The organism is Rhodobacter sp. NSM (genome assembly GCF_052244495.1).
Lineage (GTDB): Bacteria > Pseudomonadota > Alphaproteobacteria > Rhodobacterales > Rhodobacteraceae > Cereibacter_A.
Map to the genome: position 1 here is coordinate 586,273 of NZ_JBQPXH010000001.1, position 20,525 is coordinate 606,797.

The window sequence follows — 20,525 nt, forward strand, 5'->3', positions numbered from 1 at the left end:
GCACATGGCAACGATCATCCTTCTGGCGCCGCTCATCGGCGCGCTGATCTGCGGCTTTGGCTGGCGCCTCATCGGCGAGCGGGCGGGGCAGGTCATCGCGACCGCGCTCGTCTTCCTCGCGGCCCTGCTCTCGTGGATAATCTTCCTCGGCTTCGACGGCGAGATGTATCAGGTCGTGCTGATGCGCTGGATCGAGAGCGGCTCGCTCTCGACCGAATGGGCGATCCGCATCGACCGGCTGACCGCTATCATGCTGGTCGTGGTGAATACGGTCTCGGCGCTCGTGCACCTGTATTCCTTCGGCTACATGGCGCATGACGACAACTGGAACCACCACGAGCACTACAAGGCGCGCTTCTTCGCCTATCTCTCGTTCTTCACCTTCGCCATGCTCACGCTGGTGACGTCGGACAACCTCGTCCAGATGTTCTTCGGCTGGGAAGGCGTGGGCGTCGCCTCCTACCTGCTGATCGGCTTCTACTACCGGAAACCCTCCGCCAATGCCGCGGCGATCAAGGCCTTCGTGGTGAACCGGGTGGGCGACTTCGGCTTTGCCCTCGGCATCATGGCGCTGTTCTTCCTGGTGGATTCGATCCGCTTCGATGATGTCTTTGCGGCCGGGCCGCAGCTTGCGCAGACGAACGTCACCTTCCTGTGGACCGAGTGGAATGCCGCGAACCTGATCGGGGTGCTGCTCTTCATCGGCGCGATGGGCAAATCGGCACAGCTGGGCCTCCACACGTGGCTGCCCGACGCGATGGAGGGTCCGACGCCGGTCTCGGCGCTGATCCACGCGGCCACCATGGTGACGGCGGGCGTCTTCCTCGTCTGTCGCATGTCGCCGCTCTACGAATTTGCCCCCGATGCCAAGACCATGATCGTGGTCGTCGGCGCCACCACCGCCTTCTTCGCGGCGACGGTGGGCCTCGTGCAGAACGACATCAAGCGCGTGATCGCCTATTCGACCTGCTCGCAGCTCGGCTACATGTTCGTGGCGGCGGGCGTGGGCGTCTATTCGGCGGCCATGTTCCACCTCTTCACCCATGCCTTCTTCAAGGCGATGCTCTTCCTCGGCGCGGGTTCGGTCATCCATGCCATGCACCACGAGCAGGACATGCGGAATTACGGTGGGCTGCGGAAGAAGATCCCGCTGACCTTCTGGGCCATGATGATCGGCACCTTCGCCATCACCGGCGTCGGCATACCGCTGACCCACATCGGCTTCGCAGGCTTCCTGTCGAAGGACGCGATCATCGAGAGCGCCTTCGTCGGCTCGTCCTACGCCTTCTGGCTTCTGGTCGTCGCCGCCTGCTTTACCAGCTTCTATTCCTGGCGGCTGATCTTCCTGACCTTCTTCGGCAGCCCGCGCGGCGACCATCACGCCTATGACCACGCGCATGAGAGCCCGTCGAGCATGACGATCCCGCTCGGGGTGCTGGCGCTCGGGGCGACCTTCGCCGGGATGATCTGGTACAACTCGTTCTTCGGCGACCACGAGAAGGTGGCGAGCTGGTTCGGCATGCCCCACCACGCCGAAGCCTCGGAAGAGGGTGAGTCCCATGCCGAGGCTGCGGCCGAACATGGCGCGGCCGAGGCGGAGGGGACGGAAGCCCAGGCAACCGTGACGGCCGACGAGGCGCTGCCCGAGGCCGGCAATCTCGCCGGTGCCGGCGAGGCACCGACGGCGGCCGAGGAGGAGGCCCATGCCGAAGCCGCGGCGCTCGGGCCGATCGGGGCGATCTACATGGGGCCTGAGAACCACGTCATGGACGAGGCGCACCATGCGCCGGTCTGGGTCAAGGTCTCGCCCTTCGTGGCGATGCTGCTCGGCCTCGGCATGGCCTGGCTCTTCTACATCGCGAAACCTGCCCTGCCGGCGGCGCTCGCGAAGAACCAGCGCCCGCTCTACCTGTTCCTGCTGAACAAGTGGTACTTCGACGAGCTCTACGACGTGATCTTCGTGCGCCCGGCCCGGTTCCTCGGCCGCTTCCTCTGGAAGCGTGGCGACGGGTCGGTGATCGACGGCGCGATCAACGGGCTCGCTCTCGGGATCATCCCGGCGCTGACCCGCATGGCCGGGCGTATCCAGTCCGGCTACATCTTCCACTACGCCTTCGCCATGTTCCTCGGCATCGCGATCCTCATTACCTGGATGACGCTCACGGGGGGCGCGCACTGATGGAAAACCTGCTGTCGATCATCACCTTCATCCCGCTGGTGGCGGCGCTGATCATGGCGCTGTTCCTGCGGGGCGAGGACGCGGCCGCGCAGCGGAACGCGAAGTGGCTGGCGCTGCTGGCCACCTCGGCGACCTTCCTCGTGTCGCTCTTCCTGCTGGCGGGGTTCGATCCGCAGGACACCGGCTTCCAGTTCGTCGAGACCTACGACTGGATCGCGGGGCTGAAGTACAAGATGGGCGTGGACGGGATCTCGATCCTCTTCGTGCTGCTGACGACCTTCCTCATGCCGCTCACCATCGCCTCGGCTTGGGAGGTCGAGACGCGGGTGAAGGAATACATGATCGCCTTCCTGATCCTCGAGACGCTGATGCTGGGCGTGTTCTGTGCGCTCGACCTCGTGCTCTTTTACCTTTTCTTCGAGGCGGGGCTCATTCCGATGTTCCTGATCATCGGGATCTGGGGCGGCAAGGAGCGGATCTACGCGGCCTTCAAGTTCTTCCTCTACACCTTCCTCGGCTCGGTCCTGATGCTGATCGCGATGATCGCGATGTATTTCGACGCGGGCACGACCGACATCCCGACGTTGCTCACGCACGAATTCTCGTCGGGCACGATCTCGCTTGCGGGATTCCAGATCGTGGGCGGCCTCCAGACGCTGCTGTTCCTGGCCTTCTTCGCAAGCTTCGCCGTGAAGATGCCGATGTGGCCGGTCCACACCTGGCTTCCCGACGCGCACGTGCAGGCGCCGACTGCGGGCTCGGTGGTGCTGGCGGCAATCCTGCTGAAGATGGGCGGCTACGGCTTCCTGCGCTTCTCGCTGCCCATGTTCCCGGCGGGGTCCGAGATCCTCTCGCCGCTCGTCTTCTGGATGTCCGCCATCGCCATCGTCTACACCTCGCTGGTGGCGCTGGCGCAGTCGGACATGAAGAAGCTGATCGCCTATTCCTCGGTCGCGCACATGGGCTACGTCACCATGGGGATCTTCGCCGCGAACCAGCAGGGCGTGGACGGCGCGATCTTCCAGATGCTCAGCCACGGCTTCATCTCGGGCGCGCTGTTCCTCTGCGTGGGCGTGATCTACGACCGGATGCACACGCGCGAGATCGACGCCTATGGCGGCCTCGTGAACCGGATGCCGGCCTATGCGCTGATCTTCATGTTCTTCACGATGGCTAACGTGGGCCTGCCAGGCACCTCGGGCTTCATCGGCGAGTTCCTGACCCTGGTCGGCATCTTCCAGGTCAACACCTGGGTGGCGATGGTGGCCACGACCGGCGTGATCCTCTCGGCGGCCTACGGCCTCTGGCTCTACCGCCGGGTGGTGTTCGGAGAGCTCGTGAAGGAGGCGCTGCGCACCATCAGCGACATGGACCGGCGCGAGAAGGCGATCTTCGCTCCGCTCGTGGCCATGACGCTGCTGCTCGGCGTCTATCCGAGCCTTGTCACAGACATCATCGGGCCTTCGGTGGCCCGCCTGACGAGCGACTACCAGGCCGCGGCCGCCGCCTTCGAGGCAGGCACGCGGCTGGCCATGGAATGAGGGACGAACGATGACCTCCGCTGATTTCTCGACCGTCCTTCCCGAGGTGGTGCTTGCCGGAGCGGCCATGGTGGCGCTCATGGCCGGCGTCTACGGCGGCAAGGACCGCACGACGCCGCTGATGACCTGGCTGATGGCGGGGCTGATGCTGCTTCTCGCCGTCTGGATCGGCTTCGGCGGCTCGGGGGCCCGCGCGGCCTTCGGCGGCCTCTTCATCGAGGACCCGTTCTCGCGCTTCGCCAAGGTGACGATCCTCGCTTCGGCCGCCGCCGTCCTGCTGCTCGGGCAGGATTACATGCAGCGCCGCGACCTCGGCCGGTTCGAGTTCCCGATCCTCGTGGCCCTGTCGGTCACCGGCATGATGATGATGGTCTCGTCCGGGGACCTGATCTCGCTCTACATGGGGCTCGAACTCCAGAGCCTCGCGCTCTATGTCGTGGCCTCGCTGCGGCGCGACTCCGTCAAGTCGACCGAGGCGGGGCTGAAGTACTTCGTCCTCGGCGCGCTGTCGTCGGGCCTCCTCCTCTACGGCGCCTCTCTCGTCTATGGCTATGCAGGCACGACGCTCTTCTCGGGCATCCTCGCCACGGTGAACGAGGGCGTGCCGCTGGGGCTGCTGTTCGGCCTCGTCTTCATGCTGTCGGGTCTCGCCTTCAAGGTCTCGGCCGCGCCCTTCCACATGTGGACGCCGGACGTCTACGAGGGTTCTCCGACGCCGGTCACGGCCTTCTTCTCGACCGCGCCCAAGGTGGCGGCCATCGCGCTCATCGCCCGCACGGTACACGATGCCTTCGGCGGCATCCCGGGCGACTGGCGGCAGGTGCTGGCCGCGCTCGCCGTGGCCTCGATGTTCCTCGGCTCCGTCGCGGCCATCGGCCAGCGCGACATCAAGCGCCTGATGGCCTATTCCTCGATCGGCCACATGGGATATGCCCTGGTTGGCCTCGCCGCGGGAACGGCGGCGGGCGTGCAGGCGATGCTGCTCTACATGGCGATCTACGTCACGATGAACGTGGGCACCTTCGCCTTCATCCTGTCGATGGAGAAGGACGGCCGGCCGGTGACCAGCATCGACAGCCTGAACATGTTCGCCCGACGCGAGCCGTTGAAGGCGCTCGCCGTGCTGATCCTGATGTTCAGCCTGGCCGGCGTGCCGCCGTTCGTCGGCTTCTTCGCCAAGTTCTACGTGCTGAAGGCGGCGGTCAGCGCCGGGATGGCCTGGCTTGCGGTGCTGACGGTGCTCGCAGCCGTGATCGGCGCCTACTACTACATGCGCATCGTCTACTACATGTATTTCGGCAAGGACTCGGACCCGGTCGAGAGCCGGATGGACGGGGTGCAATGGACCATGCTCATGGGGGCCGCCGCCATCAACGTGCTCGGCGTGATCAACTTGTTCGGTCTGGAACCGCTTGCCGCGGTGGCGGCCGAGACGCTTGTCCGCTGATCCCTGGCCGGAGGGCGTGGCGCGCCACGCCCTCGAGACGGTCGATTCCACCAATGCCGTGGCGGCTCGCCTCGCATCCAGCCTGAGCGGCCCGGCCTGGATCCTCGCCGGCGAGCAGACGGCGGGACGGGGCCGGCGTGGCCGTCCCTGGACCTCGCCGCGCGGCAATTTATACGCGACCCATCTCCTGCATCCGACCGAGCCGCCCGAGGTGGTGGCGCTGCGGTCCTTCGTGGCCGCCCTTGCGCTGCGCGACGCCTGCGTGTCGCTCACGGGTCTGCCCGAGGCCTTCGCGCTGAAATGGCCCAACGACGTGTTGCTGAACGGCGGCAAGCTCGCCGGCATCCTGCTGGAGAGCCTCGGACAGGGCGGGCGCGTGCAGCATCTGGCGATCGGCATCGGCGTGAACCTGATCGGCGCGCCGGATGCCTCCGCAGTCGAGCCCGGCGCCGTGCCGCCGGTGAGCCTTCTCGCCGAGACGGGTCTCCGCGTCACGCCCGAGGCCTTCCTCGATGCGCTCGCCCCGGCCTATGCCCGTCGCGAGGAGAGCTTCACCCGCCTCGGCTTCGGCCCCATCCGGACGGCCTGGCTGGCCCATGCCGCCCGGCTTGGCGAGATGATCCGGGCGCGCTCGGGTCGCGAGGTTCGCGAAGGGATCTTCGAGACTGTGGACGCCCAGGGCGCTTTGGTGTTGAAGACGCGGGACGGCCGCGTGGCGATCCCGGCGGCCGAGGTGTTTTTCTGAGGGAGAAGCGATGCTTCTGGCGATCGACTGCGGCAACACGAACACGGTCTTCTCGATCTGGGACGGCACGCAGTTCCTCGCCACCTGGCGCATCGCCACCGATCACAAGCGGACCGCGGACGAGTACCACGTCTGGCTCTCGACGCTGATGAGCCTTACCGGAATTCACGCCCGGATCTCGGAGGCGGTCATCTCCTCGACGGTGCCGCGGGTGGTGTTCAATCTCCGCGTGCTCTGCAACCGCTACTACGACTGCCGCCCGCTGGTGGTCGGCAAGCCGGAATGCCGCCTGCCCGTGGCGCCGCGCGTGGACCAGGGCACGACGGTGGGACCGGACCGGCTGGTCAACACGGTGGCAGGCTTCCACTTCCACGGCGGCAATCTGATCGTGGTGGACTTCGGCACCGCCACCACCTTCGACGTGGTGGACGCGGACGGCGCCTACATCGGCGGTGTCATCGCGCCGGGCGTCAACCTCAGCCTCGAGGCGCTGCACATGGCGGCGGCGGCGCTGCCGCATGTCGACGTCACGAGACCCCCGCAGGCCATCGGGACGAATACAGTGGCCTGCATCCAGTCCGGCGTGTATTGGGGCTACATCGGCCTCGTCGAGGGCATCGTTCGCCAGATCCGGCTCGAGCGGCACGCCCCGATGAAGGTCATCGCAACAGGGGGCCTGGCACCCTTATTCGACCAGGGATTCGATCTCTTCGACAAGGTGGAGGACGATCTGACCATGCAGGGTCTTGTCCTGATCCACCAGTACAACAAGGACACGGAATGAGTACTAACCGGCTGATCTACCTTCCGCTCGGAGGAGCGGGCGAGATCGGGATGAACTGCTACGTCTATGGCTACGGGCCCGAGGGCAAGGAGCGCCTGATCGTCGTGGATCTGGGAGTGACCTTCCCCGACATGGACACGACGCCCGGCGTCGATCTCATCATGGCCGACATCTCCTGGCTCGAGGAGCGGCAGGACCGGATCGAGGCGATCTTCATCACCCATGCGCACGAGGATCACATTGGCGCGCTCGGCCATCTCTGGCCGCGCCTGAAGGCGCCGGTCTATGCCCGCCGCTTCACCGGCACCATCGGCCGGCTGAAGTTCGAGGAGCATGGCCTGCCGGCCGACCGGATCACCATCGTGGGCGCCCGTCCCGAGGTGGTCGAGGCCGGCCCCTTCGAGGTCCAGTTCGTCCCGGTCTCGCATTCGATCCCGGAAAGCTCGGCCCTCGTGATCGACACGCCCGCCGGGCGGATCGTCCATTCGGGCGATTTCAAGCTCGACCGGTCGCCGGTGGTGGGCGAGGCATGGGCCGACGAGACCTTCCGCGCCATCTCGGCCGAGCGGCCGGTCAAGGCGCTGATGTGCGACTCGACCAACGTCTTCTCTCTTCATCCCGGCCGGTCCGAGGCGACGCTGGCCGAGCCGCTCCGCACGCTGATCGCCGGTGCGCGGGGCATGGTGGTGGCCACGACCTTCGCCTCGAACGTGGCGCGGCTGAAGACGCTGGCCGAGGCGGCGGCCGCGGCCGACCGGTCCATCTGCCTGCTCGGCCGCGCGATGCGGCGCATGGTTCAGGCGGCGCAGGAAAGCGGCGTCCTGTCCGGCTTCCCCGCCGTCGTCAGCCCCGAGGAAGCGGCCGAAATCCCGCGGCAGAACCTCATGCTGATCGTGACAGGCAGCCAGGGCGAGCGCCGGGCGGCCTCGGCGCAGCTCGCGCGCGGCAAGTACCTCGGGCTCGAGATGAAGGAGGGCGATCTCTTCCTGTTCTCCTCGAAGACGATCCCGGGCAACGAGCGCGGCGTGCTGCGGGTCGTGAACGCCTTTTCCGAGATGGGCGTCGACGTGATGGACGATGCCGGCGGGCTCTACCATGTGTCGGGCCACGCGAACCGTCCCGATCTCGAGCAGGTGCACACGCTGCTCTGGCCCGAGATGCTGGTGCCGATGCACGGCGAGCACCGCCACCTGCGCGAACATGCGCGGATCGCCTCGGCCAAGGGGATCACCTCGGACGTGATCACCAACGGGATGATGGTCGACCTGACGCGCGGGTTGCAGGTCGCCGAATACATCGACACGGGACGCACCTATCTCGACGGCTCGGTGCTGATCGGCGCACGCGACGGCGTGGTTCGCGACCGGATCCGGATGGCGCTGAACGGCCATGTCCTGACGACCGTGATCCTCGACGAACAGGACGAGCCGCTGGGCGACGCCTGGGTCGAACTCATGGGCCTGCCGGAGCAGGGCCGGACCGGCAAGGCACTGTCGGAGACGATGGAGGAGGAACTCTCGGACTTCCTCGGTCGTGCGGGTGCCAAGGTGCTGCGCAACGACGACAAGCTGGATGAGGCCATCCGCAGGCTGGTCCGTCAGGTCTCGATGGAAGAGATCGGCAAGAAGCCGGAGGTGACCGTCGTCGTGAGCCGTCTGATGGAAGGCTGACATCGGTCGCCACATTCAAGGCAAGAGAGGCCGGCGATCCGCCGGCCTCTGCACTTCTGGGCAGGGGTCAGTCGACGAGCGTGCCGGCGGCACCTCCGACCAGCGCACCCGGCGGGCCGGCGACGACGGCCCCGCCCACCGCGCCGGTGGCGGCGCGCTCGGTGTCATTGTCGCCGCAGGCGGCGAGCATCAGGAGGCCCGCGAGGGGCAGGACGGACGTCAGGCGGATCATGGCAGCACCTTTCTTGGCGTGAGGATGAACCTCAACGCGCAAAGTGCCTTTTTCGTTTCCTCGGCCCGTGCGGAGCAACTCGGCGAACCCGTGTCGCTTCCGGGTGGAGAAGACGGCAGGGCCGCCCCAGAGCCGCGAGGCGGCCGAGGCGCCAAGCCCCGGTCGCAGCATGACCTGAGGCAGCCGTCGCAATGGCTTCAGGATCCGGCCGGAGGAACCTTCGGAAGAGGCTGCGGCGATGCGGACCGCAGGTTACGCCGCCGGGCTCAGGATCCGCCCTGCTCGGCCAGCGCCTCTTCGGTCGCGTCCTCGTCCTCTGCGGACTGAAGGGCCGGGATGCGGAAGCTTCGCAGCAGGAAGTCCGGGACATGATCGCCCATGCCCACGACCCGATCCTCTCGGCGGTCGCGGTCGCGGTCCCTGCGGTTGCGGTCGTCGCGGCGCTCTTCCCGCCGCGGGCTGCGCTCCTCGCGCGGCTCCGGCGCGGCGGGCTCGACGGCCTCGACACGCGGCGGCTCCTCGCGGCGGTCGCGGTCTCGTCCCCGGCGCTTGCGGTCGCCGCGCTCGCCGCGCGGGCTCTCGCGGTCCGGGCGGTCGGGCCTGTCCTCGAGGCTGAAGCCTTCGGGCATCTCGCCCCGCGGGATCGGCTGCTTCACAAGGCTTTCGATCGCGATCACATGCTTTTCGTCCGAGGGCACGGCGATCGTGTAGGCCTTGCCCTTGCGACCCGCGCGGCCGGTCCGGCCGATGCGGTGGACATAATCCTCGGGGTGGGTGGGCACGTCGAAGTTGAACACGTGGCTCACCGCCGGAATGTCGAGCCCGCGCGCCGCCACGTCCGAGGCCACGAGCAGGTGCAGCGTGCCGTCGCGGAAACCGTCGAGCGTCTTCGTGCGCTGCGACTGGTCGAGGTCGCCATGGATCGGTGAGGCATTGAAACCATGCTGCTTCAGCGATTTGGCCACCACGTCCACGTCCATCTTCCGGTTGCAGAAGATGATCGCGTTGGTGCAGGCCTCGCCCTCGGCGCGGATCAGCGCACGCAGGACGGCGCGCTTGTCGGCGAAGCTGCGCTCCTTCCGGGTGGGGGTGATCTGGATGAGCTTCTGCTCGATCGTCTCGGAGGTCGTGGCCTGCCGCGCCACCTCGATTTTCACCGCGCCGGTGAGGAAGGTGTTGGTGATGCGCTCGATCTCGGGCGCCATGGTGGCCGAGTAGAACAGCGTCTGGCGCGTGAAGGGCGTCAGCGAGAAGATCCGCTCGATATCCGGGATGAAGCCCATGTCGAGCATCCGGTCGGCTTCATCCACCACCATGATCTGCACGCCGGTCAGAAGGAGCTTGCCGCGCTCGAAATGGTCGAGGAGCCGGCCGGGGGTGGCGATCAGCACGTCCACGCCGCGATCGATCAGCTTGTCCTGCTCGGTGAAGGAGACGCCGCCGATCAGCAGCGCCTTCGAGAGCTTGGAGTGCTTGGCGTAGATGTCGAAGTTCTCGGCCACCTGGGCCGCCAGTTCGCGCGTCGGGCAGAGCACGAGGCTGCGCGGCATGCGCGCGCGGGCACGGCCCTTGCCGAGGATCGTGATCATCGGCAGCGTGAAGCTTGCGGTCTTGCCGGTGCCGGTCTGCGCGATGCCCAGCACGTCCTTGCCTTCGAGCGCATGCGGTATGGCCTGCGCCTGGATCGGAGTGGGCGTTTCGTAGCCGGCTTCCTGCACGGCCTTCAGCACGCGGGGATCCAGCGCGAGGTCGGAAAACTTGGTCATTAGCATCCTGTCAATGCGGTATCGGACCGCATGGTACTCAAGGGGACGCTGATGGTCCGGGCGTCCCGGCGTCTTTCGGCCCTCATGGCCTCCGCGCGCCTTAGCCCAAATCCACCACGCGGTCAAGGTTCGGGCTTCGTTTCCTTCTCCTCCGGGGGCGGAAGAGGGTCTTTTGACTTGCCGCGGCGCGACCGGCGGGCGCTCAACTCCTGCCGCATGCTTTCGAGCCGGCGGAAGAGCGTGCCGGGATCGTGGTTCAGCCTGTCGAGGAGCGCGAGCGCGATCGGTCCTGCGACCGGCACCTCCTCGGCCTCGAGCCAGAGGGGCGCGAGAAGGTTCACGTCGAGCCCGCCAGTCGCCATGGAAAAGCCCGGCAGGCCCATCGGCAGGGCGACACGCGCCCGGCGGCCGAGGGGGAAGGGCCGGTCGGGCGGCAGGCCCGAATAGGTCCGCTCGGTCTCGTAGAGCTTCATGAGCCCGAAGAGCACACCCATCTGCACGCCGAGCCGGCGCTCGCCCTCGTTGGCGCCGTGGTCGCCGAAGGTGATGAGCGAGGACACGAGCCAGCGCGTCGGAAGCTCGGCCAGCAGGGCCGGGCCCTGCTCGATCCAGATCCGGCGGAACAGCCGGGCCGTGCCCTCGGGCTGGCGGCTTTTCCTCAGATGGGCGATGCAAAGCGCGTTCAGGAAGGCCAGTTCGCTGAGACCCGTTGTCTCGCGCGCGACATCGGCCCGCTTCACCGCATGGGTCGAGGCACCCGGACCGGGCGCCGGAACCTCGGGCGCCGGACGGCTGGCGAGGAGGGCAAGATCCGCCTCGAACGGCAGGCTCTCTCCCGCGGCGAAGTCGAGCGGCGCGCGCCGGCGGCGCCATCGGCCGATCACCTCGCCGGCACCGCCGCTCCAGATCGGGCCCCCCGTCAGACCATCATCTCCTTTGTCGCCGTAAGACGCACCTCCGGATAGTCGCGGCTCACCCGGTCGATGTCCCATTGCAGCCGCGTGAGATAGACGAGGTCGCCGTCGTGGTCATGGGCGATGTGGCCCTTGTTCACGTTGACGAATTTCTCGACCTCGGCCTTCGGGCCCGACACCCAGCGCGCCGAGGTGAACTGCGAGCCCTCGAAGCGGACGGGCAGCGAATATTCCAGCTCGATCCGGCTTGCGAGCACATCGAATTGCAGCGCGCCCACCACGCCCACGATGAAGCCCGAGCCGATCATCGGCTTGAAGACCTTGGCGGCGCCTTCCTCGGCGAACTGCATCAGCGCCTTTTCCAGATGCTTGGCCTTCATCGGATCGCCCGCCCGCACGCCCTGCAGAAGCTCGGGCGCGAAGGAGGGGATGCCGGTGAAGCGCAGCGCCTCGCCTTCGGTCAGCGCGTCGCCGATGCGAAGCTGGCCGTGGTTGGGGATGCCGATGATGTCGCCCGCCCAGGCCTCCTCGGCGAGTTCGCGGTCGGCGGCGAGGAACAGGACCGGGCTCGTCACCGCCATGGGCTTCTTCGAGCGGACGTGCAGAAGCTTCATCCCCCGCTCGAAATGGCCCGAGGCGAGGCGGACGAAGGCCACGCGGTCGCGGTGCTTGGGGTCCATGTTGGCCTGCACCTTGAAGACGAAGCCCGTCACCGGCGTCTCCTCGGGCGCGATGCCGCGCTCGGCCGCCTTCTGGATCTGCGGCTCGGGGCCGAACTCGCCCATGCCGGTCATCAGCTCCTTCACGCCGAAGGAGTTGATCGCAGAGCCGAACCAGATCGGCGTCAGATGCCCCTCTAGGAAGCTCTGCCGGTCGAAGGCGGGCAGAAGCTCGCGCGCCATCTCGAGGTCCTCGCGCAGCTTGGCGAGCTGCTCCGCCGGGACATGCTGGGCGAGCTTCGGATCGTCGAGCCCCTCGATCTTGATCGACTCCGCCACGCGGTTGCGGTCGGCGCGGTCCATCAGCTCCAACCGGTCGTGCAGGATGTCGTAGCAGCCGAGGAACTCGCGCCCCATGCCGATGGGCCAGGAGGCGGGGGCCACGTCGATGGCGAGGTTGGACTGGATCTCGTCGATGATCTCGAATGTGTCGCGGCTTTCCCGGTCCATCTTGTTGCAGAAGGTCAGGATCGGCAGGTCGCGCAGGCGGCAGACCTCGAAGAGCTTGCGCGTCTGGCTTTCCACGCCCTTCGCGCCGTCGATCACCATGATGGCCGCATCGACCGCCGTGAGCGTGCGGTAGGTGTCCTCGGAGAAGTCCGAGTGGCCGGGCGTGTCCACCAGATTGAAGCGCCACCGGCTGAAGTCGAAGCTCATGGCCGAGGCCGAGACCGAGATCCCGCGCTCCTTTTCCAGCGCCATGAAGTCCGAGCGCGTGCGCCGCGCCTCGCCCTTGGCGCGGACCTGCCCCGCCATCTGGATCGCGCCGCCGAAGAGCAGGAACTTCTCGGTCAGAGTCGTCTTGCCGGCGTCCGGATGCGAGATGATCGCGAAGGTCCGGCGTCGGGCGATTTCGGGGGGCAGGGCGGGGCGGTTCGACTGGTCCAGCATGGGCCGCGATATAGCCTGTGCCCCGCGTCTTGGAAAGCGCGTCCTCGGACCCGTGCTGTCGCAGTCGTTGCATGCCCTCCTGCACGGGAAGGGGACGGCCCGGCCCGGAGGCGAGGCCACTGAGGGTCGGTCAGAGGCCGCCGTCGCGGCGCAAGGGCGGCGTTCCGATGCGGTCGATGAGCTGACGCGAGGCTTCGGTGCCCACATGCTGATGCTGCGAGAGGTTGGGAAAGCGGGCCTTCACCTCCTCGGCGAGATCGGTCGGCAGGCGCGAGACCGTCGCCTCGTTCACCATCAGGCTCTCGGCGGGCACGCCCTCGGCATAGACGATCTCGTGCCGGTCGAAGACGAGCGAGAAATAGTCGATGAAACCGCCCTCGCGCAGGTAGACGCTGTCGCCGTTGACGAGGTGACGCGCCTGCACGAGGACCTCGGCCGTCGGCAGTTCCTCGCGCCTGCGGCGATAGTAGAGAAAGATGCGGTGGTGCTGGCTGACGACGAGATCGCCCATGTTGCCGAGCACGTCGCGCGTGATCACGACCGGCGCGAAGGCCCCGACCGCGCGCAGAGTCGCATTTCCGATCCAGCGGATCGGCTGTGCGCCATGATCCCGGGTGAGAACGCGGTCGCCGCAGCGCAGGCTCTCGATCGGGCGCTGGCTGCCGTCGGCCATCGAGATCATCGTGCCATGGGCGAAGGAGACGCAGAGCAGATCGGCCAGCGCCTCGGGCTCGGGCGCGTCCTCGATCTTGACCAGCATGTATTCGATCCGGGCGCCGAGCGGGGCGAGGGGCAGCACGTGCAGCCCCGCACTTCCCACGCGAACCAGCAGCAGTTCCACCGAGTCACCGTCGGGTGTCATCAGCCGGTAGCGGCAGGCGAGCAGCACCTCTTCGCCCGCATGCCCGACGTCCGAGGCCTCCGCCACTTCCAGCCCGCCCGCGGCCGAGGGCACGACCTCGAGCCGCAGCGGCCGGGCCATGGCGTCGAGCTCGTAGCTGTCGCCGAGACACACCTGGTCGGGACCCCCGAGGCCGTCATGCAGGTTGGCCCCCGAGCTCACGAAGATGTCCTCGGCCCGGAAGAGCTGGACGGCGCGGCCGGGCAACGAGGCGCTGAGGGGTGCTTCGGCCATGAGGTGCGGGCTGATCCTCGTCATTGGGCATGTGTGCGGAAAAGATGTGTCCGCGAAGGCTCCAAACAAGCACGAACGCGGTTAGCAAATCGTTCCAGAGGGGTCAATCTGTCCGGATGGCAAGGGTTTGCCGGTCGTCGGCCCGTTTTGCCCCGGCCGCGCCGCCGGCCGGGACGGGTTTCCGGCAACGCGCATGGCTGCTAATGCGGTCTGCAGCATGCAGAGGAGAGATGCAATGGATCTGGGTATCCGTGGCCGCCGGGCGCTGGTCTGCGCCTCGTCGAAGGGCCTGGGTCTCGGCTGCGCGTCGGCGCTGGCCGAGGCCGGGGTCGATCTGGTGATGAATGCGCGGGGTGCGGAGGCGCTGGACGCCGCGGCCGAGGATCTGCGCAGGCGCCACGGCACGCGCATCACCACCGTCGTCGCCGACATCGTCTCGGAGGAGGGACGCGCCCGCGTGCTGGAAGCCGCCGGTGAGGTCGACATCCTCGTGACCAACGCGGGCGGGCCGCCGCCCGGCCTGTGGTCGGACTGGTCGCGAGACGACTTCATCCGGGCACTCGACGCCAACATGCTGACGCCCATCGCGCTCATGACCGCCTTGCTGCCGGGGATGATCGAGCGCGGCTGGGGCCGGGTGGTCAACATCACCTCGCAGTCGGTGCGGGCGCCGATCCCTGCGCTCGGCCTCTCCAACTCGGCGCGCGCGGGACTGACGGGCTACGTCGCGGGCACGTCCCGGCAGGTGGCGCAGCACGGCGTCTGCATCAACAACCTGCTGCCGGGCATCCACGATACCGACCGGGCCGAGGCGCTCGACCGGGGCGTGATGGAGGCACAGGGCATCGGCCGCGACGCGGCGCGCGCGCAGCGCGAGGCGACGATCCCGACCCGCCGCTACGGCCGTCCGGAGGACTTCGGCGCGGCCTGCGCCTTCCTCTGCTCGGAGCAGGCGCGCTTCATCGTCGGGCAGAACCTGCTGGTGGACGGCGGCGGGACCAACCTCACGGTCTGAGCCCGCAATCGCCAAAGCCCCGGGGAACGGGCCCGCCCGGATGGAAGTCCGTGGTCGCGGCGGGTGCTGTCCGCCTCGGATCCCCCGCTCGGCAGGACGTGCGGAAAAGCGGGCCTTTTCCGAAGGGCGAGCGGCGGCGAGTGCCCATGCGGTGCCGTGGGCGATTGCCGGGCAGGATCTCCGGCTTGAATCCGGCGACGAAAGCGGCCAGAAGTGCCTGATAGAAACAGTCGGATAGAGCGTGCCCCAGTCTCCCGCCAGTCCCACGCGCCTCACGGTCGAGCATCTGACGCGCGCCTTCGGAACCGTTCCCGTCGTCGACGACGTCTCGCTCGATGTGGCGGCGGGGCAGGTCGCCTGCCTCCTCGGCCCCTCCGGCTGCGGCAAGTCGACGACTCTGCGCATGATCGCGGGCGTCGAGCGTCCGGACAAGGGCCGCATTGCCTTCGACGGCCAGACGGTTTCGGATGCGGCGTCATTCCTGCCGCCCGAGGCGCGGTCGGTCGGGCTGATGTTCCAGGATTTCGCGCTCTTCCCGCATCTGACGGTGGCGCAGAACGTGGCCTTCGGCCTCAGGGACAGCCGCGAGGCACGGATGCGTCGGGTCGCGGAACTCCTCGAGCGGGTCAATCTCGTGGGCTACGGCGACAAGCATCCCCACCAGCTTTCGGGGGGCGAGCAACAGCGGGTGGCCCTGGCCCGTGCGCTCGCGCCGCGGCCGCGCGTGATGCTGATGGACGAGCCCTTCTCGGGTCTCGACAACCGCCTCCGCGACGGGATCCGTGACACGACCCTCGAGATCCTGAAGGAGGAAGGCGCGGCGGTCCTTCTCGTGACCCACGAGCCCGACGAGGCATTGCGCATGGCGGACGAGATCCTGTTGATGCGGGCGGGGCGGATCGTGCAGCGCGGCTCTCCCTACAACGTCTACAACTCGCCGGTGGACCGGGCGGCGGCGGCCTTCTTTTCGGACGTCAACGTGATCCGGGGGACGTCGCGGGGGGCACTGACGCGGACACCCTTTGGCGAGTTCCTGACGCCGGGGCATGCGGACGGGGCCGAGGTCGAGATCGTGATCCGCCCGCAGCACCTGAAGATCGACTTCGACCGCAACGGGCGCGGCCCCAATCCCACGCCCGCGGAGGGCACGGCCGCGCGGGGGAGGGTCGTGCGGGCGCGGTTCCTCGGCCGCGAGAGCCTCGTGGATTTCGTCATGGACAGCGACGGCTCCCGCCTGACCACGTCCGTGCCGAACGTGTTCCTGCCGAGGCCCGGCACCCCGCTCTGGCTGATGATCCGCCGCGACCGCTGCTTCGTGTTTCCGGCGCGGCGCTGACGGACTTCCCTCCGCCATCCGCACGGGCGCGCGGAGCGGCGGCCATACGCCTTGCCTGCTTTTCGGCGGGGTCGTGGATGCTGGCCTTGGGAAATTTTTCAATTTTGCTCAGCCACCTGGTAGGAAAACCTCAGCTGCCACGCGAGATGCAAGGGCGTGGCGCAATCGCGCTCCCAGGCCCGACGGCAAGCTTGTTCCAGCGCAAGCAGCAGAACAAAAAACGCGGAGGCGCTGCGAAAGGGTCTTTGATCCGGGGTCGCGAACCAATAAATGGGGTCAGTGACGAAGCGAGGCCGCATGTCGGCTCCAGGAGACGCGAGATGCTCAACAATATCGGTTTGCCCGGCCTGCTGCTCATTGCGGTGGTGGTGCTCGTGCTGTTCGGGCGCGGCAAGGTGAGCTCGCTCATGGGCGAGGTTGGCAAGGGGATCAATGCCTTCAAGAAGGGCATCAAGGAAGAGACCGCCGAAATCGAGAACCGCCCCGAGACGACGCGCGACGTGACGCCCGCCGCCGATCGCGACAAGGTCTGATCGGCACCCGATGTTCGACATCGGCTGGAGCGAGCTGCTCGTCATCGGCGTGGTGGCGCTGATCGTGGTGGGGCCCAAGGACCTGCCCGAGATGTTCCGCACCCTTGGACGGGTGACGGCCAAGGCCCGCAACATGGCACGCGAGTTTCAGCGCGCGATGGAGGCGGCTGCGGACGAGACCGGCGTGAAAGATGTGGTGAAGGACGTCAAGAACGTGACCTCGCCGCGCAGCATGGGCCTCGACGCGATGAAGGAAGCGGCCGACCGGTTCGAGAAGTGGGATCCGATGAAGCCGTCGCAGCCCGGATCCGCCTCGGGCGCCAGTCCGACGGCTCAGGCGCAGCAGGGCCCTGGCGCCGCTGCCGTGACGGCTCCTCCCGCCGCGGCGCCGGCCGCGCCGCCTTCGCAGGCACCCGCGGCTTCCGCGCCGGCCGATCGCAAGAGTGACGAATGAGCCGCGACACCAAAGACGATATCGACGGTTCCAGTGCCCCGCTGATCGAGCACCTGGCCGAACTCAGAAACCGCATCCTGATCTCGCTCGCCGCCTTCGTGGTGGCGATGCTCGCCTCGTTCATGGTGTGGAACCCGATCTTCAACTTCCTCACCCATCCGATCTGCGATGCGCTGATCGCGCGTGGCCAGGATTGCGGGCTGGTGCTGATCAAGCTGCAGGAAGGCTTCTTCGTCGCGATCCGCATCTCGGTCATGGGCGGCATCGCGCTGTCCTTCCCGATCATCGCCTGGCAGATGTGGCGCTTCGTGGCGCCCGGTCTCTACCGCAACGAGAAGGCGGCCTTCCTGCCGTTCCTCGTGGCCTCGCCGATCATGTTCCTGCTCGGCGGCCTTTTCGCCTTCTACGTCGTGCTGCCCATCGCGTTCGACTTCTTCCTCGGCTTCCAGCAGTTCATGACCGAGCAGCCGGGCACTGTGCGCGAGGACGGCAGCCTGCCCCTCGCGGGGGTCGTGTTCCAGGGCTCGATGGAGCAGTATCTCGCTCTCACCTCGAACTTCATCCTGGCCTTCGGCCTCTGTTTCCAGCTTCCGGTCCTTCTGACGCTGATGGGCAAGGCGGGTCTCGTGACCTCGCACGGGCTCGGCTCGATGCGCAAATACGCGATCGTGCTGATCCTGCTGGTCGCCGCGCTGGTGACCCCGCCCGACATGATGTCCCAGATGATCCTCTTTGGCGCGGTCTATCCGCTCTATGAGATCTCGATCTTCCTCATCAAGCGGATCGAGCGGAAGCGCGAGGCCGAACTGCGGGCACAGGGCCTGTGGTTCGAGGACGAGGAAGAGGACGGCGCGGCATGAGCGACCCGCTTGCGCGGATTGCCGCGGCGCTCGAACGGATGAGCCCGCCGCCGATGCCGGTGCCGGATTTCGGCGCGGCGGACGCCTTCGCCTGGCACACGGCGCCGGACCGGCTCGAGCCGGTGGAGCGGGTGTCGCGGGTGGATCTCTCGCTTCTCGTGGGGGTCAACCGCGCACGGGACATCCTTCGGGCCAACACCGAACATTTCGCCCGCGGCCTGCCGGCCAACAACGCGCTGCTCTGGGGCGCGCGGGGGATGGGCAAGTCGAGCCTCGTCAAGGCCATTCACGCCAAGGTCGTGGAAGACGGCCTGCCGCTCAAGATCGTCGAGCTGAGCCGCGAGGATCTGCCCTCCGTGCAGCGGCTGCTGAAGCACCTGCGCGGCGCCTCCTTCCGTTTCATCCTGTTCTGCGACGATCTCTCGTTCAGCCACGATGACCAGCACTACAAGTCGCTGAAGGCGGTTCTGGATGGCGGGATCGAGGGGCGGCCCGAGAATGTCATTCTCTACGCCACGTCGAACCGCCGGCACCTCATGCCGCGCGACATGATCGAGAACGAGCGCTCGACCGCGATCAGCCCCTCCGAGGCGGTGGAGGAGAAGGTCTCTCTCTCGGACCGGTTCGGGCTCTGGCTGGGGTTCCATCCCTGTTCGCAGGATGAATACCTGGAAATGATCCGCGGATACTGTGACGCTCACGGGCTTTCGATCGCCGAGGAGACGCTCCGCGCCGAGGCCATCGAATGGCAGGCCACCCGCGGCGCACGATCTGGCCGCGTCGCCTGGCAGTTCTTTACCGACCTTGCGGCACGCCACGGCATCGCGCTCTGATCCAGTGGTCTGAAAGTCTTCACCTTCTGGGCTGATGGTTCAGGCATGGCGCCTGCCGTGCCTGCTGGCGCTTGTCCCGTGGGGTCGGTGCGGAAATCGCCCTCAAGCGCAGGAGTCCGGCCTCGGGGCGAGGCATGTCCATGCGCTTGGATCGAAAATCAAGAAGCAGCCGGGAACTTCGTGTTCCGTGGCTGCTTCGCGTCGTAACCTGTTGATTGGGGCAGGTATATCTACTGCAGGTAGGGCATCGGATCGACGCTCTCGAAGCCTTTGCGAACCTCGAAATGCACGAAGGGCGGATCGGCTGCGCGCACCACCGCGATCGGCTGGCCGCGCTTGACCGAGGTGCCCTTGGCGACCTTGATCCCGTCGATATTGGCATAGACCGTCAGAAGATTGTCCGGATGGCGGATCACGAGGATCGGCACCTGGTCGGTATCCTGAGTGATCGCCGCCACCGTGCCGTCCGCGGCCGCCGCGACCTGCGTGCCCACGGCCGCGGAGATGTCGATCCCGTCGTTCTTCTTCTTCACGTAGCCGCGGATGATCTTGCCTTGCACCGGGAAGCCCAGCCGCGAGGCCGAAGCAGAGGTCCTTTGCGCGCCGAGATCGGGCGAGGCAGGCTGGTTTGCCGGCTTCGAGGCGGGCGTGGTCGATTCGGCGGGCAGGGGCTTGGCGGCCGATGGCGGCGTGGGCGTGGGCGAGCCGGCACCCGGCACCGTCACGGCCGTCACGTTCGGGGTCGGCGAGGGAGGCGCGGCCGCGGCCGTGGGAATGATCAGATACTGGCCCTCGCGGATGCCCAGGTCGGGGCCGAGGCCGTTCCAGTCGGCCAGCGCCTTCGCCGAGACATTGTAGCTGCGTGCGATGGAATAGGCGGTCTCTCCGCGCACGACGCGGTGGCGCGCCGGTTCGTCCGCGGCGCGCGGCGCGGCGGCGGGCGCCGGAGCGGCCGTCGTGACCGGTGCAGGCGCCGTGCTGCCCGCGCGGTCGAGGGCGGTCGTGGCGATAGCCGTCACGTCCACCCCGCCGGGCGGAACGGCGGCAGGTGCCGCCATCACCGGCGACGGGGCCATGGCGGGTGCGGCCGCCACGCGCTGCGGAAGGGCCACGACCTCGCCCGGACGCAGTTCGTTCTGAGGCGACAACGCGTTGTAGCTCGCCACCTGCGCCGCATCGAGGCCGAGCCTGCCGGACAGAGAGGCGATCGTGTCGCCCTGCCGCGCCACGGCCACCTGGTAATTCGGATAGGAGATGATCCCGCGCTCATCGGGCCGGGGCCGGGGCGCCGTCGCCGCGCGGGCCGCGTCCGAGGTGTTCAGCGCGCCGGGACGGCCGCGCAGGTCCCAGTCGAGTTGCGACGTGTTGCAAGCGGCCAGGATCGCCAGCGTGGCCGTCATGCACAGGGCACGCGCGAGCGGGGGACGGTGGAACATGCTCTGCCTCTCGTCTTGCGGTCCGGGTTGATCCC

The 20,525-nt window shown here is 67.6% G+C and carries 18 protein-coding genes; 12 read left to right on the forward strand and 6 right to left on the reverse strand.

The annotated features are described in order from the left end of the window. Positions 1–4 precede the first annotated feature (4 nt). Genes nuoL through ACTVZP_RS02800 form a run of 6 tightly spaced genes read left to right on the forward strand, consistent with a single transcriptional unit; the run spans position 5 to position 8,366 of the window. Complete coding sequence (nuoL, locus tag ACTVZP_RS02775) at positions 5–2,179, forward strand: NADH-quinone oxidoreductase subunit L (protein WP_443210555.1); 2,175 nt, start codon at positions 5–7, stop codon at positions 2,177–2,179. Beyond that, a complete protein-coding gene (locus ACTVZP_RS02780; RefSeq protein WP_443210556.1) occupies positions 2,179–3,720 on the forward strand; it encodes an NADH-quinone oxidoreductase subunit M in 1,542 nt (513 codons plus the stop codon). The genes nuoL and ACTVZP_RS02780 overlap by 1 nt, the downstream gene beginning before the upstream one ends. A 10-nt stretch (positions 3,721–3,730) precedes the next feature. Continuing rightward, the gene (gene nuoN, locus ACTVZP_RS02785) at positions 3,731–5,167 is read left to right on the forward strand and encodes an NADH-quinone oxidoreductase subunit NuoN (protein ID WP_443210557.1); all 1,437 of its coding nucleotides are present in this window, start codon (positions 3,731–3,733) and stop codon (positions 5,165–5,167) included. Next, positions 5,157–5,912: a biotin--[acetyl-CoA-carboxylase] ligase gene (locus ACTVZP_RS02790; protein ID WP_443210558.1), complete on the forward strand. Its 756-nt coding sequence runs from the start codon at positions 5,157–5,159 to the stop codon at positions 5,910–5,912. Before nuoN ends, ACTVZP_RS02790 begins: the two co-directional genes overlap by 11 nt. Before the next feature lie 10 nt (positions 5,913–5,922). Then, positions 5,923–6,696 carry a type III pantothenate kinase gene (locus tag ACTVZP_RS02795; RefSeq protein WP_443210559.1) on the forward strand — a complete coding sequence of 258 codons (774 nt, stop codon included), beginning with the start codon at positions 5,923–5,925 and terminating at the stop codon, positions 6,694–6,696. Then, positions 6,693–8,366, forward strand: a complete 1,674-nt coding sequence (locus ACTVZP_RS02800; RefSeq protein WP_443210560.1) for a ribonuclease J — start codon at positions 6,693–6,695, stop codon at positions 8,364–8,366. Before ACTVZP_RS02795 ends, ACTVZP_RS02800 begins: the two co-directional genes overlap by 4 nt. A 67-nt stretch (positions 8,367–8,433) precedes the next feature. On the opposite strand, the gene ACTVZP_RS02805 is transcribed toward ACTVZP_RS02800, so the two are convergent. The 5 genes from ACTVZP_RS02805 to ACTVZP_RS02825 form a co-directional block, all read right to left on the reverse strand. Next, entirely contained in the window at positions 8,434–8,598 is a 165-nt protein-coding gene (locus ACTVZP_RS02805; RefSeq protein WP_443210561.1) for a hypothetical protein, read from the reverse strand. A gap of 266 nt (positions 8,599–8,864) precedes the next feature. Beyond that, positions 8,865–10,364 (reverse strand): DEAD/DEAH box helicase, encoded by a 1,500-nt coding sequence (locus ACTVZP_RS02810; protein WP_443210562.1) that lies wholly within the window; start codon positions 10,362–10,364, stop codon positions 8,865–8,867. A gap of 122 nt (positions 10,365–10,486) precedes the next feature. Then, positions 10,487–11,248: a hypothetical protein gene (locus ACTVZP_RS02815; protein ID WP_443210563.1), complete on the reverse strand. Its 762-nt coding sequence runs from the start codon at positions 11,246–11,248 to the stop codon at positions 10,487–10,489. A gap of 35 nt (positions 11,249–11,283) precedes the next feature. Then, entirely contained in the window at positions 11,284–12,888 is a 1,605-nt protein-coding gene (locus tag ACTVZP_RS02820) for a peptide chain release factor 3 (RefSeq protein ID WP_443210564.1), read from the reverse strand. A 130-nt stretch (positions 12,889–13,018) separates the two neighbouring features. Next, positions 13,019–14,023, reverse strand: a complete 1,005-nt coding sequence (locus tag ACTVZP_RS02825; RefSeq protein WP_443210565.1) for a Hint domain-containing protein — start codon at positions 14,021–14,023, stop codon at positions 13,019–13,021. A gap of 235 nt (positions 14,024–14,258) precedes the next feature. Here ACTVZP_RS02825 and ACTVZP_RS02830 point away from each other — a divergent pair, with 235 nt between their 5' ends. The 6 genes from ACTVZP_RS02830 to ACTVZP_RS02855 all read left to right on the forward strand — a co-directional run bounded on the left by ACTVZP_RS02830 (position 14,259) and on the right by ACTVZP_RS02855 (position 19,054). After that, complete coding sequence (locus ACTVZP_RS02830; RefSeq protein WP_443210566.1) at positions 14,259–15,038, forward strand: SDR family oxidoreductase; 780 nt, start codon at positions 14,259–14,261, stop codon at positions 15,036–15,038. A 241-nt stretch (positions 15,039–15,279) separates the two neighbouring features. Beyond that, positions 15,280–16,374, forward strand: a complete 1,095-nt coding sequence (locus ACTVZP_RS02835; protein ID WP_443210567.1) for an ABC transporter ATP-binding protein — start codon at positions 15,280–15,282, stop codon at positions 16,372–16,374. A gap of 320 nt (positions 16,375–16,694) precedes the next feature. Beyond that, a complete protein-coding gene (tatA, locus tag ACTVZP_RS02840) occupies positions 16,695–16,907 on the forward strand; it encodes a twin-arginine translocase TatA/TatE family subunit (protein WP_096786107.1) in 213 nt (70 codons plus the stop codon). A gap of 10 nt (positions 16,908–16,917) precedes the next feature. Next, a complete protein-coding gene (gene tatB, locus ACTVZP_RS02845; protein WP_443210568.1) occupies positions 16,918–17,361 on the forward strand; it encodes a Sec-independent protein translocase protein TatB in 444 nt (147 codons plus the stop codon). Beyond that, entirely contained in the window at positions 17,358–18,221 is an 864-nt protein-coding gene (gene tatC / locus ACTVZP_RS02850; RefSeq protein WP_443210569.1) for a twin-arginine translocase subunit TatC, read from the forward strand. Before tatB ends, tatC begins: the two co-directional genes overlap by 4 nt. Next, positions 18,218–19,054, forward strand: coding sequence for an ATP-binding protein (locus tag ACTVZP_RS02855; protein ID WP_443210570.1), 837 nt, complete (start codon positions 18,218–18,220; stop codon positions 19,052–19,054). Before tatC ends, ACTVZP_RS02855 begins: the two co-directional genes overlap by 4 nt. Before the next feature lie 230 nt (positions 19,055–19,284). Here ACTVZP_RS02855 and ACTVZP_RS02860 read toward each other — a convergent pair whose 3' ends face one another. Continuing rightward, positions 19,285–20,490 (reverse strand): peptidoglycan DD-metalloendopeptidase family protein, encoded by a 1,206-nt coding sequence (locus ACTVZP_RS02860; protein WP_443210572.1) that lies wholly within the window; start codon positions 20,488–20,490, stop codon positions 19,285–19,287. Between the last annotated feature and the right edge of the window lie 35 nt (positions 20,491–20,525).

Excerpts from the sequence above, each read along its gene's own strand:
- nuoL (WP_443210555.1), top strand. The coding sequence starts at position 5 with ATGGCAACGATCATCCTTCTGGCGCCGCTCATCGGCGCGCTGATCTGC.
- ACTVZP_RS02780 (WP_443210556.1), top strand. The coding sequence starts at position 2,179 with ATGGAAAACCTGCTGTCGATCATCACCTTCATCCCGCTGGTGGCGGCG.
- nuoN (WP_443210557.1), top strand. The coding sequence starts at position 3,731 with ATGACCTCCGCTGATTTCTCGACCGTCCTTCCCGAGGTGGTGCTTGCC.
- ACTVZP_RS02795 (WP_443210559.1), top strand. The coding sequence starts at position 5,923 with ATGCTTCTGGCGATCGACTGCGGCAACACGAACACGGTCTTCTCGATC.
- ACTVZP_RS02800 (WP_443210560.1), top strand. The coding sequence starts at position 6,693 with ATGAGTACTAACCGGCTGATCTACCTTCCGCTCGGAGGAGCGGGCGAG.
- ACTVZP_RS02805 (WP_443210561.1), bottom strand. The coding sequence starts at position 8,598 with ATGATCCGCCTGACGTCCGTCCTGCCCCTCGCGGGCCTCCTGATGCTC.
- ACTVZP_RS02810 (WP_443210562.1), bottom strand. The coding sequence starts at position 10,364 with ATGACCAAGTTTTCCGACCTCGCGCTGGATCCCCGCGTGCTGAAGGCC.
- ACTVZP_RS02820 (WP_443210564.1), bottom strand. The coding sequence starts at position 12,888 with ATGCTGGACCAGTCGAACCGCCCCGCCCTGCCCCCCGAAATCGCCCGA.
- ACTVZP_RS02825 (WP_443210565.1), bottom strand. The coding sequence starts at position 14,023 with ATGGCCGAAGCACCCCTCAGCGCCTCGTTGCCCGGCCGCGCCGTCCAG.
- ACTVZP_RS02830 (WP_443210566.1), top strand. The coding sequence starts at position 14,259 with ATGGATCTGGGTATCCGTGGCCGCCGGGCGCTGGTCTGCGCCTCGTCG.
- tatA (WP_096786107.1), top strand. The coding sequence starts at position 16,695 with ATGCTCAACAATATCGGTTTGCCCGGCCTGCTGCTCATTGCGGTGGTG.
- tatB (WP_443210568.1), top strand. The coding sequence starts at position 16,918 with ATGTTCGACATCGGCTGGAGCGAGCTGCTCGTCATCGGCGTGGTGGCG.
- tatC (WP_443210569.1), top strand. The coding sequence starts at position 17,358 with ATGAGCCGCGACACCAAAGACGATATCGACGGTTCCAGTGCCCCGCTG.
- ACTVZP_RS02855 (WP_443210570.1), top strand. The coding sequence starts at position 18,218 with ATGAGCGACCCGCTTGCGCGGATTGCCGCGGCGCTCGAACGGATGAGC.
- ACTVZP_RS02860 (WP_443210572.1), bottom strand. The coding sequence starts at position 20,490 with ATGTTCCACCGTCCCCCGCTCGCGCGTGCCCTGTGCATGACGGCCACG.